Origin of the sequence: Salinicola sp. 4072 (genome assembly GCF_036663415.1) — a bacterium.
GTDB lineage: Bacteria > Pseudomonadota > Gammaproteobacteria > Pseudomonadales > Halomonadaceae > Salinicola > Salinicola salarius_A.
The window spans coordinates 137,208-153,493 of the sequence record NZ_JAXOVV010000005.1 but is presented as its reverse complement, the minus strand read 5'-3'; the positions used below and the strand labels follow the sequence as shown (position 1 = coordinate 153,493).

Genomic DNA, 16,286 nt, shown 5'->3' with positions numbered 1-16,286 from the left:
AACCGAAGACTCAGGCGATACCGTGCTCGCGGCTCAGCGCGTCGCGGTAGCGCCGATAAATACCGTGATAGCTGGCCACGGTTTCCGGTTGGGGTCGGGTCAAGGTGGATTCGTCCAGCTTGACCCAGTCCCGGCAGAGCGTGTCCAGTGCCACCTCGGACTCGCGATCGTCGCACCAGCGCGCCTGAATCGCGCCGCCGAAGGCTGCCGCCTCGGTCACTTCCGGGCAGACCACTTCGACATCGAGCACGTCGGCCACGATCTGGCGCCAGATCGGGCTTTTCGCGCCGCCGCCGACCAGGCGTACCTGGGTGGCCTGGCTCGCCAGCGGGCCGAGCAGTTCGAGTCCATAACGCAGCCCGAACGTCGCGCTCTCGACGGCGGCACGGCAGAGGTTTTCCGGCGTGGTATTGAAGCTGGTCATGCCGCTCATGCTCGCCTGGGCCTGCGGCAGCGCCGGCACCCGCTCGCCGCTGAAGAACGGCAGCAGGGTGATGCCGCCCGCCCCCGGCTCGGCCTTGGCGACGGCACGATTGAAACCCTCGATATCGAGCCCGACCAGTTCCCGCAGCGTCGTCGTGGCCGAGGTCACGTTCATGGTGCAGATCAGCGGCAGCCAGCCATCGTGGCTGGCGCAGAAGTTCGCCACCATGGCGTTGTCCGGCACCACCGGATCCGGCGAATGGACGGCGATGGTGCCGGAGGTACCCAGGCTGATCGTGACGCGGCCCGGCTCGATATTGCCGGTGCCGATGGCGCCCATCATGTTGTCGCCACCGCCGCTGGAGACGAGCACGTCGTCGCCAAGGCCCAGCTCCCGCGCCAGCGCCGGGCGAACCGTGCCGACCGCCTGGCGGGAATCGATCAGCCTGGGCAGCACGCTGTCGGCATCCAGCTCCGGGGCGATAATCTCGAACACGTCGCGACGCCAGGTCCGCGTGCGCGTATCGAAGTAGCCGGTGCCGGAAGCATCGCCCGGCTCGGCGACACGTTCCCCGGTCAGCCAGAAATTGAGATAGTCGTGCGGCAGCAACAGCGTGGCGATCCGCCGATACACCTGTGGATGCGTCTCGCGCAGCCAGGCGATCTTGGAAGCGGTATAGCCGGTCTGCAGCACCAGGCCCAGCTTGTCGATACAACCCTGCTCCCCGCCGAGCCGGTCGATCAGCCGTTCGTTCCACTCCGCGGTTTCGGTATCGTTCCAGAGCTTGGCCGGATGCACCGGCACGCCGTCGCCATCCAGCGCGACCATGCCGTGCTGTTGCCCCGAGATACCGATGGCACGGACCGCGACCGCCTCCACGCCGGCGTTGCTCAACGCCTCCCCGAGTGCGCCACGAAATGCCTCGGTCCACTCTTCGATACGCTGCTCCCGCCGGCCGTGGTCGCCCTGCTCCAGCCTGTGGGGACGAGAGGCTTCGCCAACGATGCGGCCGTCGCTTCCATCGACCACCACGACCTTGGTGCTCTGCGTGCCACAATCCACACCGATATACATCGCATCCATCCCTCGATCAGTTCAGATTCCAGCCCGGCGCCATGGCCGGCGTGAACGCCGACCTTACCCCGTCAGTCGCTGAGGTCAATTGGCGACGAGATGCTCGACGCAGGCACGCGCACCATCCCGGTACAGCCGTTCTAGCGCATCGAGGTAGGCCGTGCGGAAACGTTCGTCGTCGACCAGATCGCCGAACAGCTGGCGATTCTCGATGAACGCGGTCGGCTCGTCGCGGTTGCGCTTGGCGATCGCCATCAACTCGTCCTTGAGCCGATCGACCACCACGATCGGCTCGCCCTGCTCGTCGACGCCTTCGGCATAACGAGCCCAGCTCGCCACGACCGCGGCGCTGCGATGGATTTCGCCGTCCTGCGCCAGCTGTTCCCGAATTACCGGCAGCAGCCACTTGGGGATGCGATCCGAACTCTCGGCGCACAGTCTCGCCAGGGTGTCCTTGATCTCCGGGTTGGCGAAGCGCGCGATCAGGGTGCGCTTGTAGTCGTCGAGGTCGACGCCCGGCACCGGCCGCAGGGTCGGCGTGCCCTCTCGATTCATGTAGTCGAGCAGGAAGTCGACGAACAGCGGGTCCTTGCACACTTCGTGGGCGTAGCGATAGCCGGCCAGATAGCCGAAGTAGGTCAGCGCCTGGTGACTGGCATTGAGCAGACGCAGCTTCATCAGCTCGTAGGGCATGACGTCATCGACCAGTTGCACGCCGACCTGATCGTAGGCGGGCCGACCGCTGTTGAAGTGGTCCTCCAGCACCCACTGGGTGAAGGGTTCGCACACCACCGGCCAGCGGTCCTCGATACCGAAGCGTTGGTGGATCTCCTCGATGTCGGCATCGGTGGTCACCGGCGTGATGCGGTCGACCATCGAGTTGGGGAAACGGACGTTGGCATCGATCCAGTCGCCCAGTTCCGCATCCCGCGCCTTGGCATAGGCCACGAACATCTTGTGCGCCACCTCGCCGTTGCCCTGGATGTTGTCGCAGGACATCACCGTGAAAGGCTCGATGCCCCGCTCACGCCGGCGCGCCAGCGCCTCGGCGACGATGCCGAAGGTCGTCCTGGGCGCCTGTGGCGAGGCCAGGTCGTGCTTGATGTCCTCGTTGCCGAGATCGAACTCGCCGGTGACATGGTGGAAGTTGTAGCCCCCTTCCGTCACCGTCAGCGAGACGATGCGAATCTTCGGGTCCGCCAGCAGCTCCAGCGTGTCCTCGATGTCGTCCGGCGCGTATCGGTAATCGATGATCGAGCCGATGACTCGCGCCTGATACTCCCCTTCGGGATGCTTGATCACCAGCGTATAGAGGTGATCCTGGGCGGACAGCGCCGCCTGCATGCGCCGGTCGCCCGGCATGACGCCGACGCCGACGATGCCCCAGTCCAGCGCTTCGCCTCGGTTCATCAGGTCGTCGAGATACATCGCCTGGTGGGCGCGATGGAAGCCGCCGACACCGAAGTGGACGATGCCCGGCGTGACCTGGCTACGATCGTAGGAAGGCTTGGCGACGGCGCCGTCGAGTTGGTCGAGAGCCGCCGAATTCAGCGATGCCATGGGGTTTCTCCTGAAAAAGTCACTGCTCCGGGAAAGATACTGAGCACAACGCAGGCTCGACTAGGCTTCGGCAGTCGCGGAAGACGCCGCCGCCGACTCGCGGCCGATGGCCAGCTCGCTTTCGCTGTCGAACAGGTGCAGTTTGTCGCTGTCGCAAGTCAGTGTCAGCGTGTCGCCGATCCGAACTGTCTGATGGCCCGGCAACTGCGCGGTGACGACATGTTCCCCCACGCTCAGTTGCACCATGGTCACCGCGCCCAGCGTCTCGACGACATCCACCGTACCTTCGACGCGATTGGCACCGGCCGCGTCGCCGATCCGCAGGTGTTCCGGACGAACGCCGACCCAGACATCGACGACACGCCGTGATGCCATGGCCTGGGTGTGGGCCGCGTCCAGCGTGAAGGCGAAGCCAGGTCCGCTGACCGCGCCGTCGGCATGCCGGGCACGCAGGAAGTTCATCGACGGATTGCCGATGAAACCGGCCACGAACCGGTTGGCCGGAAAGTCGTAGAGATTGATCGGCGTATCGATCTGCTGGATTTCACCGTCCTTCATCACCACGATACGCTCGCCCATGGTCATCGCCTCGACCTGATCGTGGGTGACGTAGAACGTGGTCACGTTGAGCCGCTTGTGCAGCTTGACGATCTCGGCGCGCATATCGACGCGCAGCTTCGCATCCAGGTTGGAGAGCGGCTCGTCCATCAGGAACACCTGCGGGTTGCGCACGATCGCCCGTCCCAGCGCGACGCGCTGACGCTGACCGCCGGACAGCTCGCGCGGCTTGCGGTCCAGCAGATGTTCGATACCCAGCGTCTGCGCCGCCTCGTCGATCTTCTGCTTGATCTCCTCGGCCGGGCGCTTCTTCAGTCTCAGACTGAACCCCATGTTCTCCGCCACACTCATGTGCGGATAGAGCGCATAGCTCTGGAACACCATGGCGATATCGCGCTCTTTCGGCGGCACCTGGCTGACGTCCTTGCCGCCGATCAGGATCTCGCCACCGGTGTTGCGCTCGAGACCGGCAATCATGCGCATGGTGGTGGACTTGCCACAGCCCGAAGGCCCGACCAGCACCACGAATTCACCGTCGCGCGTCACGAGGTTGAAATTGTCGACGGCGTTGTTGCTACTTGAACCCTTGTGTTGGGATTCATAGCGTTTGGCGACGTTCTTGAGTTCGACGATGGCCATGTCGTTAACCCTCTCGATGAAATTCGGTACCAGCACGATCGCCGGTCATTTGACGGCGCCGAAGGTCAGCCCTCTGACCATCTGGCGTTGCGTGAACCAGCCGAGCACGATGATCGGCGCGATCGCCAGCACCGAAGCGGCGGACATCTTGGCCCAGAACAGCCCCTCGGCGCTCTTGAACGAGGCGATGTAAACCGCCAGCGTTGCAGCGCTGTGGTCAGTCATGGTGATACTCCAGAACGACTCGTTCCACGCCAGAATCAGCGCCAGCAGACCGGTCGAAGCCAGTCCGGGCAGCGCCAGCGGCAATACCACCTTGAACAGGGTCTGCATGATGCTGGCGCCATCGATGTCGGCGGCTTCGACGATGTCCTTGGGGATGTCGCGGAAGTAGGAGTAGACCATCCACACGATGATCGGCAGGTTCATCGCGGTGAACAAAAGCGTCAGCCCCAGGGCGTTGTCCAGCAGTCCGACCGCGCTATAGACCAGATAGATCGGAATCAGGACGCCGACCGCCGGAATGAACTTGGTCGAGACCATCCACACCAGCAGGAAGTCGGTGCGCTTGTTGGGATAGAAAGCCATGGCGTAGGCGGCCGGTACCGCCAGCGCCAGCCCGATGACGGTCGAGGCGACGGCGGTCAATGCGGAGTTCCAGGCGTAGTGCCAGTAGCCGCTGCCCTGCGCCAGGGCCGTCTTGAAGCTCTCCAGTGTCGGCGAGAAGAAGAAGTTCGGTACCACCGTGAAGGCCTGCTGCTCGGTCTTGAACGCGGTCAGCAGCAGCCACAGGATCGGGAAGAAGATCAGCAGCGCCACGACCCACGCGAGCACGCCCATGGCAGTGTTGGCAAACCGTTGCGATTTCATCGTGCGGCTCCCGCGTTGAGGTTCCCGGCAATGAAGCGAATCAGCATGATGGCGAAGATGTTCGCCAGGATCACGGCGCCGATGGCGGCCGCCGACGCGATGCCGATGTCGTTCTGCTGGAACACGGTCTGGAAGATGTAGTACGGCAGATTGGTGGTCGCGGTCCCGGGGCCACCGCTGGTGGTGGTGTAGATCTCGGCAAACGAGGTCAGGAAGAAGATGCTCTCCAGCATCACCACGACATAGAGCACCTGCCCCAGATGCGGGACCACGATATGGCGGAACTCCTGCCAGGCATTGGCGCCATCGAGCCTGGCCGCCTCGATCTGGTCTTCGGGCAGCGACTGCAGGCCGGTCAGCAGGACCAGCAGCGCGAACGGCGTCCATTCCCAGGTGATCATGATGATCACCGACAGCATCGGATAGTGGGCGAGCCAGTCGACCGGCTCCAGCCCCAACTGCCGCGCCACCCAGGCGAACAACCCGTAGACCGGGTGGAACAGCATGTTCTTCCAGATCAGGCCGGTCACCACCGGCATCACGAAAAACGGCGCCACCGCCAGCGTGCGAGCCACGCCACGGCCGACGAAGGTGCGATTGAACAGCAGTGCCAGCGCCAGACCCAGGCACACCGTGATGACCAGGCTGGCCGCGACGATGATCAGGGTATTGGCCAGCGACTTCCAGAACGTGGGGTCGCCCAGCAGAATCGCGAAGTTGTTCAACCCGGCGAAGCCGTTGTACATCGGCATGATCAGGTTGTACTGCTGGAACGAGTAATAGATGGTCATCGCCAGCGGGACGAGCATCCAGATCAGCAGGAAGATGACCGCCGGCGCCATCAACAGCCGTGTGGTACGGGCGAAAGAGCGCGCCCCGGTGACCTCGGCAGAAGGCGTGGCGGTCGAGACGGTTCGAGAAATGGCTTTCATGCGTGATTCCCGTGGCTTGGGATTGCGTGACGCAACCACTGGTCCGGCTAAACAGTCCGACTAAACGGTCCAGCTAAACGATCCGACTTACGCAGCGACACCGCCGATCGGCCGACCGGCGGTGTCCAAAGGCGAGTCGCTTACTGCGGCTTGCCGGTCTGCTGCATGATGCGGTCGGTGAAGGTCTGCCCCTGCTGGAGCGCCTCGTCGACACTGCTCTGACCGGACAGCATCGCCGCCATCAACTGACCGACACGGGTACCGATCGCCTGGAACTGCGGGATGGTGACGAACTGCACGCCGGTATAGGGCACTTCCTGCGCGCTGGAGTCGTTCGGGCTGGCGCTCTTGATCGCCGTCTCGACCAGCGGCGCGAACGGTGCAGCCTCGACGTACTCTTCGCTGGCGTAGGTGGATTGGCGCGTTCCCGGCGGCACCGCCAGCCAGCCCTTGTCAGCCGCGACGGTCTGGATGTAGTCCTTGGAGGTCGCCCAGTCGACGAAGGTCTTCGCCGCTTCCTGATTCTTGGATGACTGCGGCACGGCCAGCGCCCAGGTGAACAGCCAGTTGGAGCCCTTCTCGGTGGTTTCGTAGGGCGCCTGGGCAAATCCCACGTTGTCCGCAATCTGGGACGTCTCCGGGTCGCTGAGATAGCTGGCCGCCACGGTAGAGTCGACCCACATGCCGCACTGGCCGTTGGCGAACAGCGTCTCGGACTCGGTGAAGCCGTTGGAGGTCACGCCCGGCGGGCCGTAGTCGTTGAGCAGCTCGACATACGCGTTGGCCGCATTCTTCCATTCATCGCTGGTCAGCTGCGGGTTCCAGTCCATGTCGAACCAGCGTCCGCCGAAGCTGTTGACCATGGTGCCGAACAGCGCCATGTTCTGGCCCCAGCCCGGCAGGCCGCGCAGACAGATGCCGTAGACGCCATCGGAGGACGACTGGATCTTGGAAGCGAAGTCCTTGATCTGCGTCCAGGTCGGTTTGTCCGGCATTTCGATACCGGCCTTCTCGAACAGGTCCTTGCGGTAGTAGGTCACCGAGGACTCCGCATAGAACGGCAGCGCGTAGAGCGTGCCATCCACCGACAGCCCATCTTTCACCGGCTCGAGCAGATCGTCGACGTCATAGCTGGCAGGCAGATTTTCCATCGGCGCCAGCCAGTCGTTCTGCGCCCAGATCGGGGTCTCGTAGTTGCTGACGGTGACGACGTCGTACTGGCCGGCACCGCTGGCGATATCGGTAGTGACCTTCTGGCGGAGTTCGTTTTCCGGCAGCGTCACCCAGTTGACCTTGATGTCCGGGTGCGCCTCGTTGAACGCCGACATCATGCTCTGCATCGTCACCATGTCGGGATTGTTCACGGTGGCGACGGTGATCTCCGTACTCTGCGCCATGGCGGCGGAGCAGGCACCCAGGCCCGCGATACCGATGCCTGAAACTAACAGGGCAAGTCTCATCTGGAATTCCTCTCGTAGCGCTCGTTGTTGCTATTTGTCGACGGCTATCGTTTTCGACTGCTGTCACGCCGCGTATCGGACGACCCTGCGGATATGATCGAAGCTGATCTCTCCAGGCTGGCGTTGGGTAACGACGAAGATCGACCGTGCGTTTTATTCGATGCATGTTCAGACGCCCATGACATCAGAATCAAATCATAGCGTTAACACTGATTGACGCAAGTCATTTCATTTTACAAAAAACCTCTATAATCAATAATTTAAAAACCATTAGACCAATGTTTAATGCCGCATTTAGACTTAAGTAGTACAGAAAAAGCAGCTCTCCAATACGCTATCCATGATAGAAAATGACACGAAATGATATTGAATGATTGCAGTGAACCAGCGGTTTCCAGCCGCTGACACCGCACTGCATGACGGCCAGGTTCGTCGCTCCTGGATGTCAGAAAATCACGGGTGCTATCAGGGAGATGAGGTCAATGCCTCGAACCACGCTCGCGGATATTGCCCGCCAGGCCGGGGTCAGCAAGATCACCGTTTCGCGCACGTTTTCCTCGCCGGAAAAAGTTCATGCCGAAACGCGCGATCAGATATTGCGCATCGCGCGCGAGCTCAACTATGTGTCGCCGTCACGGACGACTCAGCGCGAGGCCGCCACCACGCGGACACTGGGCGTCGTCAATCCCAACATGAGCAACCCCTTCTTCGGCCGCATGACCCGAGAGATCACGCTGGCGGCGAGAGCCCGCGGCTATACCGTGCTGGTCTTCGATTCCTACGAGTCGGAGACGCTGGAAGCCGAGGCGATCGGCAAGCTGATCGAGTTCTCCGTCGATGCGGTCATTCTCTCGGTCATCTCGTCGGACATCGACTATCACCCGGCCTATCTGGATCGCCTCGAGGCGGCGGGCATTCCGGTCGTGCTGGTCGATCGCGAACTCAAGGCGACTCACTACGGCGGGGTCTACATCGATAATCTCGACTGTGGCTATCAGGCGGGGCGCTACTGTCTCGAGCAGGGTCTGCAGCAGTTGCTGGCGGTCTCGGGGCCGGCCGACTCGATGGTCTCGATCGGCCGCATGTCGGGCCTGCGGGAAGCGATCGGCAGCCGCCAGATATCGCTCGATGTGGTGTATAGCGATTTCAGCTTCGAGCCCGCCTATCAGGCGCTGCGGGACTATCTGCAGGAACATCCCTGGCCGGAAGGAATCATCGGCGCCAACAACCAGATCACCATGGCGGTACTGAAACTCTGCCATGAGCAAGAAGTCGTGCCGCAGCGGGACGTCCAGCTGTTCAGCATCGATGACATTGAGCACAGCGACGTGTTCGGGGTGCGGATTCCCTGCATTCATCACAACCTGCCGGAAATCGCGCAGCAGGCGCTGCAATTGGCGCTGGCGGCGATTCAGTCACCGGAACAGCGCGGCTTCCGCACCGTGGTGCGAGGCCAGCTTCGTACTCGTTGATTCCGGAGCAGAGGCAGCCGAATCCCGACAGTGCCGAGTGACAATGGTGTGGTCGGCAATCAGTCGGCTGGCGGCGGCTGGCTGGCCGTGTCGCCGATTCGCGCCGAAACCGGCGATGCCGGCAGCCAGACATCCGCCGCCAGCCCGCCCAGGGCGGCACGCTCCAGGCGCAGCGTGCCGCCGTAGAGCATCATCAGGTCTTCGACGATTGCCAGCCCCAGGCCCGAACCAGAACCGCGGGCATCCAGCCTGACACCCCTCGCCAGGGCTGACTCCCCCTGGGCGCGGGTCATGCCCGGGCCGTCGTCCTCGATCCGCAGGCGCACGCCCTGCGATACCCGGGAGACACTGAACGAAACCCGGCTGTCCGCCCAGCGCAAGGCGTTTTCCAGCAGGTTCCCGGTGAGCTCCTGAATGTCCTGCGGGTCGATGCGCGCCGCCGCGTTCGGATCGATATCGGCATCGAACCGTATGCCGCGTCGTTCCGCCAGCCTGGCCAGCCCCTGAACGACCGGCGCGATCGCGTCGCCGATCGAGACACGCCCCGAGAACGCCACGCCGCCGGCTGCCGACGCGCGGGCCAGATGGTGACGCACCGCATCGTCGATCCGGGCCAGTTCGGTATTGATGGGCTGCCGCTGGGCCTCGGGAAAACGTTCCGAGAGCGTCTTGAGCACGCTGACCGGGGTCTTCAGCGCATGTGCCAGGTTGCCGGCCGCCGCGCGCCCGCGCTCGATCAGGCGCCGATCACGCTCGAGCACGCCGTTCATGGCCAGCGCCAGCTCCTTCAGTTCCACCGGCAGTTGCGTGTCCAGGCGCTCGATATCCCCTTCCTCCACCGCCCGCAGATTGGCCGACATCCGCCGCAGCGGCGCGAGCCCCCAGCGCATCTGCAGTGCCAACCCGGCCAGCAGCAGCACGCCGAACGTGGCCAGCGACACGATCAGCAGGCGCTCGAAGCGCTCGACCTCATGGTTGAGTTCCGCGGTCGATCCGGCCAGGGCCACGTGGATCACGTCCTGGTGCCCCGGCAAGCGCAGGCCACGTTCGATCATGCGCAAGTCGTCATCGCGCGGGCCTTCGACCTCGTAGACGGCCAAACCACTTTGGTGCTCGGGAATCGGCAGGCGCTGGTCCCACAGCGAACGCGACGTCAGGGTGAGATCGCTGCCGTTGCTCACCTGCCAATACCAGCCGGAATAGACGCGATCGAAGCGAGCATCGCCCAGCGAACGGTTCAATTGCAGACGTTGGCCGATACTGTCGACCTGAATGCCGGCCAACAGCGCATTGAGCAGGGATTCGAGACGGGTATCGAAAGAGGCCGTCGCGGACTGCCGAAAGGTGTAGCTCAACCCGACGCCGGCCAGCGGAAGCAGCACGATGACCAGCAGCAGCGAGGCCACCAGCAGGCGCGCCCCCAACGGCGCCAGCCGCAACCGCTCCCCCCAGCGCGATATCCAGCGAGGCCGCCAGCGTTTCAGGACGCTGCCTTTCGAGTCTTGGCCTTTCGAGCTTTGGGCTTTCGAGTCCTGGCCTTTCGAGTTCTGGTCTTTCAAGCCTCGGCCTCGAGATCCACCAGGCGGTAGCCCTGACCCCGAAGCGTCTCGATCCGGGCGCGGCCGAACTTGCGCCGCAGGCGGCTGATCTGGACGTCGATGACATTGGAGTCGGGCTCGTGATCGCGGTTGTAGACATGCTCGACCAGCTCGGCGCGACTGACGATACGCGGCGAGGCATGCATCAGGTACGAAAGCAGGCGGGATTCCTGCGCGGTCAACGTGATCGGTCGCCCGGCCAGCGAGACGCTGCCCGAATGGGTATCCAGGGTCAGCTTCCCGATCCGAATCACCGGATGAGCGTGACCGTGACTGCGGCGAACCAGCGCTCGCAACCGGAACAGTACCTCGGCGGTCTCGAACGGTTTGACGACGTAATCGTCGGCGCCGGCGGAGAAGCCGGCCGCCTTGTCAGACCAGCGTTCACGTGCCGTCAGCACCAGCACCGGCAGATCGATCGCGTCCTCGCGCCACTGGGAGAGCCAGCGCGTCCCATCACCGTCGGGCAGCCCGAGATCGAGGATGACCGCATCGTAGCGCTCGGTGCGCACCAGGAAGTCAGCCTCCTGCCCGGTGGTCGTCGATTCGATCAGCAGGCCGGCCTCGGCCAGCGCAGCTGCCAACGCCTCGGCCAGTGCCGCATCATCCTCGACCAGCAGTACCTTCATTTACCGACTCCCTGATTCAAGACTCATCTTTCACTGCAACGATCGTCCCTGGCGGAGTTCGTCCATGTCAAAAGGCGGCTCCGGCCGGATATCGCCAGTATCGGCGACAGGCTAAGGCGACTTCCTCATCGCCTCGATATTCACTCCTTCGACACTCAGCAACTCGCCATTGGTGGCATCGAACTCGAATTCGACGACCTGCCCCCGGGGGCCGATCATTTCCACTTCGTACTCGATCCGGTCGTCTTCCTGCTCCAGTTCGACCTCGAGGATCTGTCCCTCGTAGCGGGCTTCCAGCCAGTCCATGATCTCGCCGATGCCGACCAGATGCCCCTTCTTGACCTCCTGGTGGAGATCGCGCCAATCATCGTCATCGGCACTGGCCAACGGAAGTATCCCGCCACTCGTGAGCAGCGTCAGGATCAACGGTAAGAGACGTTTGCGAAGTTTCATGTCGGCAGTGTGCCGCAAAGGCGATGAATCCGACATGAATACGTCAGCCCGCGACACGCCACCGCCCGGGCGTATCACGGCTGTAGACGATGAACCCCGGATGAATGTCTCTTTCAGTTCGCGTCAAGGTCACCCCGAGTATAACGATGGTTATCGACAAGGCCGGTCCATCGCGAAGAACGCGTCTACCGATATCGAACTTCAGGAGATCGATCATGAAATACCGTCTATGGGTGTTGCCTGCCGTTGCACTGGGAAGCGGAATCAGTGCCAGCGCCTTGGCCGACGAGGCGACGCTATCCTACAGTCAATTGAAGACGCTGCTCGACAGCGCCGAAAGCTATGGCTTCACCCATTACGAAAAGCTGGATGTGGATCGTGACGACAACCGGCTCGAGGTCGAAGGGTGGCGCGATGACGGCTGGGAACTGGACGTCTCGATGGCGCTGGACGACGGTGCCTTGATGCGGGAAAGTCAGCGTCAATCGAACATCCCGGACTGGAGCCTGACGGCCGAAGAGTTGCAGAACGCGTTGGCCCAGGCCCAGAATCGCGGCATGCAACATTTCGCGGAACTCGAAGTCGACAGTGATGGTCGCATCGAGATAGAAGGCTACAACGCGCAGCAGAACGAACTCGATCTCGACCTGCATCGGGACGAGTTGAGCAGATGATCACAACGCTGCCGACCTCAGAGGGTGTTGACAAAAGGGCTGCACTCGACAATCCAGCGTTAAAATCGGCCTCAAATACTCATTTACTCCATGTAAACTCCGTGTTTTCGGCCAATTTTGCCTTGTCTTGCCTTCGTTCGCCTGTTTTGTAAACACCCTCTCAGCAACCGAGGAGAAAGTGGATGACCGATAACCGCCACGATACCGGCAACGCCGCCTGGCGTGCCGCGCAACAATGGCGCGAGCGCGTTCAGCAGACTCGCCCCAGCCAGGGTGCCGGAGGCCTTCGCCTGTTGTTCACCTGGCTGCTCTTCGGCGTCATGCTGATTGTCGGCACCCTGCTCGGCTTGTTCTTTCTGGTCGTCGGCTGGGCGATGCTGCCGTTTCTTCGCCATCGCATGAAAAAGCGTGCAGAGCAGTTCCGCGCCTCTCGAGCGCAATATGCCGGCGGTAGCGCCGATCCCGACGGCGGCAGTGCCCACTCGGCCGGGCGTGCCCAGCAGGTGCTCGATGGCGAATACGAGGTGCGCTCGAAAGAGCCCTGAGCACGCCATACCGGCCTCGCCTCCTGCATTGATTCCCCGCGCCGCCGGGCTTGATCGTGCGCGCATCGATCGAGCCCTCTTCCGATCGACGCGCTCCACTTCCCCCGAACGCCTTCATCGCCGCGCCTCGAGCGTGGCGTCTCATCGACTCTCTTCCCGTCTTCGCGTGCGCCGATCGGACGTACGCGGTAGAGTCATATTCGACGTTGGTCGAACTCTCCCCTCACGCCAACGTACGCTCTGCTCATACGGTATTGACAATAACAAGTTGAGACGGGATGCGGTGATTCATGAATGCGACCGAACGGCTGCTGCGAGCAGCCAAATTCTCGGAAATCGAGCAACTGTCCGGATTGGCGGAAACCGCTGCCGTGGTCGGCGATATCTGCCGCTTCGTCCATGCCCTGCAGCGGGAACGTGGCGCCTCCACGATCTATCTCGGTTCCGCTGGCCGGCGTTTCACGCACCAGCGCCAGCAGCGCATCGCCGATAGCCGGCTGGCGGAAGCGACGCTGCGACGGCGCCTGGACGAGTGGGCTTCCTTCGACGACGCCAACCGCACGTCACGCCATCTCGCCAACGCTCGCCTGCTGACCCGCATCGCGGCGGTGTGGCACGGATTCGACTCGCTTCCGCCGATTCGCGACGACATCGAGGCGCAGCGCCTCACGGCCGACGATGCGGTGCGCCTGTTCAACCGATTGATCAGCAATCTGCTGTCGGTGATCTTCGAGGCGGCGGATACCGCCAGCGACACCGAGATCACCCGCGTGCTGGTGTGTCTGTTTCATTTCATCCAGGGCAAGGAGCTCGCCGGACAGGAACGAGCCTGTGGCGCCTTCGGCTTCACGCTCGGCGTGTTCGACGATGCGCACCGCCAGACGTTGCAGCAGCTGATCGATGCCCAACACCGCTGCTTCGAGACCTTCGGCGAATTCGCCAGTACCGAGCTGCTCTCGCACTGGCAGCAAGAGCTCGACCAGCCGATCCATCTGGCCATCGCTCAATTGCGCGATCTGGCCATCCAGGCCACCCCGCTGCCGAACGATCTCGATGATCCCGGGGAACAGTGGTACGCCATCATGACCCAGCGGATCGATGCCATGAAAGACATCGAGGATCGCCTGGTCGAGGAGTTGCAACGCAGCTGTCGTGACCGGATTCATCAGGCCGAGCGCGAGATAGAGAACAGCGCCGGCTTGCGCGAAGCGCTCAATGGCGAGCTCTGGGCGGCACCGGTGAACCTGCTGCTGGAAGTGCCGGACGCAGAGCCGGCCTCGAGCCTGGGAGCTTTGACGGCCAGCACCATGGAGTCACGCTTCAGCCGTTCGCTGGTCGGCCTGGTGCAGACGCAACACGCAAGATTGCAGCAGATCAGCGACGAACTCGAGAGCACGCGCAAGACGCTGCGCGATCGCAAGCAGATCGACCGCGCCAAGGGGCTTTTGATGACCCATCAGCGCCTCTCCGAGGAAGAGGCCTACCGCCTGATGCGCAAGACCGCCATGGACCAGAGCAAGCCGTTGATCGAAGTGGCCCGAAACGTGATCGACCTCGTCGACATGCTGTCTCGAGAGCGTTCCTGAGCCCTCATCGTCTTTCCACGCCACCCGCTGGTGCACGCCTCCCACATGCTGCACCGTCGGGTCGCGATCCTGCCTGCCGTCAGGACGCATTGGTGCCTGCCCGCCTTCGACTTCACACCTTATCTACTTGAATCGACGCCTTTTCGAGGATTCTGGTACGGCTTCTGCTTGGATAGAGAAGTCCGGGCCAATGGCGGCCCGACAGGAGCCTGCTCCAACGGTTCCGAGCCAGACATTCGCTGAAGCACGGTCAAGGTCGACCGGCTGACGCAACGGACAACGGCGTCCATCGCTCTTCATGCACCGCATGACGAGAGATGGGCGCCGTTTTTTCATGCCCTCGGCACCGGCCGGTGTCGTCGCCACCATCGGAGAGTGATCTTCATGGACATCCGTCACAAAGCCAACAAGATACGTCTGTTCAGCTTTTCCACCCCTCAGATGCGAGCCTTCCATCTCTCCTGGTTCGCCTTCCACGTCTGCTTCTTCGGCTGGTTCGGCATCGCCCCGCTCATGGCCGTCGTCCGCGACGATCTCGGCCTGACCAAGACCCAGATCGGCAACACGATCATCGCTTCGGTCGCGATCACCATTCTCGTGCGCCTGGTCATCGGTCTGCTCTGTGATCGCATCGGCCCGCGCAAGGCCTACACCTGGCTGCTCTGCCTCGGGTCGCTGCCGGTGATGGCGATCGGCCTGGCGGACAGTTTCGAAACCTTTCTGCTGGCCCGCCTCGCCATCGGCGCGATCGGGGCCTCCTTCGTCATCACCCAGTATCACTCCACGATGATGTTCGCTCCCAACGTGGTCGGCACCGCCAACGCCACGACCGCCGGCTGGGGGAATCTCGGCGGCGGCACCACCCAGATCCTGATGCCGCTGGTGTTTTCCGGCGTGCTGATGCTGGGCGTCAGCGAAACGCTGGGCTGGCGGCTGGCGATGGTCGTGCCCGGTATCGTGCTGTTCCTGACCGGCCTGGCCTATTACCGTTTTACCCAGGATGCACCCGACGGCAATTTCAGCGATCTGCGGGCCCGCGGCGAACTGCCGCCAGCCACCCGTGAACACGGCGCCCTGCAAAGCTTCGCCGCCGCCGCCAAGGATATCCGCGTATGGGCGCTGTTCGTGGTCTACGCGGCCTGCTTCGGCGTCGAACTCACGATCAACAACATCGCTGCCATCTACTTCTTCGATACGTTCTCGCTCGACCTCGCCACGGCAGGGCTGATCGCCGGCCTGTTCGGGTTGATGAACCTGTTCGCGCGCACGCTGGGCGGCATCTTCTCCGACCTGTTCGCCCGCAACGGCGGGCTCAAGGGACGGGTCCGCTGGCTGTTCATCGCGCTGCTGTGCGAGGGCATCGCGCTGACCGGCTTCGCCCAGATGCAGACCCTGGCCGTGGCGATCGGCATCATGCTGGTCTTCAGCCTGTTCGTGCAGATGGCGGAGGGCGCCACCTTCGGTGTCGTACCGTTCATCAACAAGAAGGCGCTGGGTGCCGTCGCGGGGATCGTCGGTGCCGGCGGCAACGCAGGCGCCGTGGCAGCCGGCTTCCTGTTTCGTTCGGAGTCCCTTTCCTATCAACAGGGACTTTTCTATCTGGGGCTGACGGTCATCGCCGCCTCGCTGTTCGCGCTGGCGGTGCGCTTTTCTCCGACGACGGAGGCCGAGGAGCGCCAGGCCTATCATCAGGCCGACGGCGAGCGCAGCGTCGAGCGCGATGTCGAGCGGGAAACCGCTGCCGGCTGAGCGGCGCCCCTTTGGCCATCACGACCAGGTCCTGCTTCATCGCGCGTCCATGCGATCTTCGCC

The 16,286-nt window shown here is 63.0% G+C and carries 14 protein-coding genes; 5 read left to right on the top strand and 9 right to left on the bottom strand.

The genetic code is table 11. From position 1 onward, the window contains the following. Positions 1-10 precede the first annotated feature (10 nt). From xylB to R3F72_RS06135, 6 genes are all read right to left on the bottom strand, one after another. A complete protein-coding gene (gene xylB, locus R3F72_RS06160; RefSeq protein WP_332779193.1) occupies positions 11-1,498 on the bottom strand; it encodes a xylulokinase in 1,488 nt (495 codons plus the stop codon). An 84-nt stretch (positions 1,499-1,582) separates the two neighbouring features. After that, positions 1,583-3,058, bottom strand: coding sequence for a mannitol dehydrogenase family protein (locus tag R3F72_RS06155; protein ID WP_332779192.1), 1,476 nt, complete (start codon positions 3,056-3,058; stop codon positions 1,583-1,585). 60 nt (positions 3,059-3,118) lie between these two features. Further along, positions 3,119-4,255, bottom strand: coding sequence for an ABC transporter ATP-binding protein (locus tag R3F72_RS06150; RefSeq protein WP_087718444.1), 1,137 nt, complete (start codon positions 4,253-4,255; stop codon positions 3,119-3,121). Between the two features lie 45 nt (positions 4,256-4,300). Beyond that, the gene (locus tag R3F72_RS06145; protein WP_087718443.1) at positions 4,301-5,125 is read right to left on the bottom strand and encodes a carbohydrate ABC transporter permease; all 825 of its coding nucleotides are present in this window, start codon (positions 5,123-5,125) and stop codon (positions 4,301-4,303) included. Further along, positions 5,122-5,967: a carbohydrate ABC transporter permease gene (locus R3F72_RS06140; protein ID WP_256961123.1), complete on the bottom strand. Its 846-nt coding sequence runs from the start codon at positions 5,965-5,967 to the stop codon at positions 5,122-5,124. Before R3F72_RS06140 ends, R3F72_RS06145 begins: the two co-directional genes overlap by 4 nt. A 230-nt stretch (positions 5,968-6,197) precedes the next feature. Beyond that, positions 6,198-7,517, bottom strand: coding sequence for an ABC transporter substrate-binding protein (locus R3F72_RS06135; protein WP_332779191.1), 1,320 nt, complete (start codon positions 7,515-7,517; stop codon positions 6,198-6,200). A 482-nt stretch (positions 7,518-7,999) separates the two neighbouring features. Here R3F72_RS06135 and R3F72_RS06130 point away from each other — a divergent pair, with 482 nt between their 5' ends. Continuing rightward, positions 8,000-8,989: a LacI family DNA-binding transcriptional regulator gene (locus tag R3F72_RS06130; protein WP_218776962.1), complete on the top strand. Its 990-nt coding sequence runs from the start codon at positions 8,000-8,002 to the stop codon at positions 8,987-8,989. A gap of 59 nt (positions 8,990-9,048) precedes the next feature. Here the strand turns inward: R3F72_RS06130 and R3F72_RS06125 are convergent, their stop codons facing one another. From R3F72_RS06125 to R3F72_RS06115, 3 genes are all read right to left on the bottom strand, one after another. Further along, a complete protein-coding gene (locus tag R3F72_RS06125; RefSeq protein ID WP_306298790.1) occupies positions 9,049-10,548 on the bottom strand; it encodes a sensor histidine kinase in 1,500 nt (499 codons plus the stop codon). Beyond that, on the bottom strand, positions 10,545-11,216 hold the full coding sequence (locus R3F72_RS06120; protein WP_087718440.1) for a winged helix-turn-helix domain-containing protein: 672 nt from the start codon (positions 11,214-11,216) through the stop codon (positions 10,545-10,547). Before R3F72_RS06120 ends, R3F72_RS06125 begins: the two co-directional genes overlap by 4 nt. A 111-nt stretch (positions 11,217-11,327) precedes the next feature. Next, entirely contained in the window at positions 11,328-11,669 is a 342-nt protein-coding gene (locus tag R3F72_RS06115; RefSeq protein ID WP_332779190.1) for a PepSY domain-containing protein, read from the bottom strand. 215 nt (positions 11,670-11,884) lie between these two features. Between R3F72_RS06115 and R3F72_RS06110 the strand changes: the two genes are divergently transcribed. From R3F72_RS06110 to R3F72_RS06095, 4 genes are all read left to right on the top strand, one after another. Beyond that, a complete protein-coding gene (locus R3F72_RS06110; protein WP_087718438.1) occupies positions 11,885-12,343 on the top strand; it encodes a hypothetical protein in 459 nt (152 codons plus the stop codon). A 182-nt stretch (positions 12,344-12,525) separates the two neighbouring features. Continuing rightward, entirely contained in the window at positions 12,526-12,888 is a 363-nt protein-coding gene (locus tag R3F72_RS06105; RefSeq protein ID WP_087718437.1) for a hypothetical protein, read from the top strand. A 290-nt stretch (positions 12,889-13,178) separates the two neighbouring features. Next, the gene (locus R3F72_RS06100) at positions 13,179-14,474 is read left to right on the top strand and encodes a nitrate- and nitrite sensing domain-containing protein (RefSeq protein ID WP_332779189.1); all 1,296 of its coding nucleotides are present in this window, start codon (positions 13,179-13,181) and stop codon (positions 14,472-14,474) included. Between the two features lie 384 nt (positions 14,475-14,858). Further along, entirely contained in the window at positions 14,859-16,223 is a 1,365-nt protein-coding gene (locus R3F72_RS06095; RefSeq protein ID WP_332779188.1) for an MFS transporter, read from the top strand. Positions 16,224-16,286 lie beyond the last annotated feature (63 nt).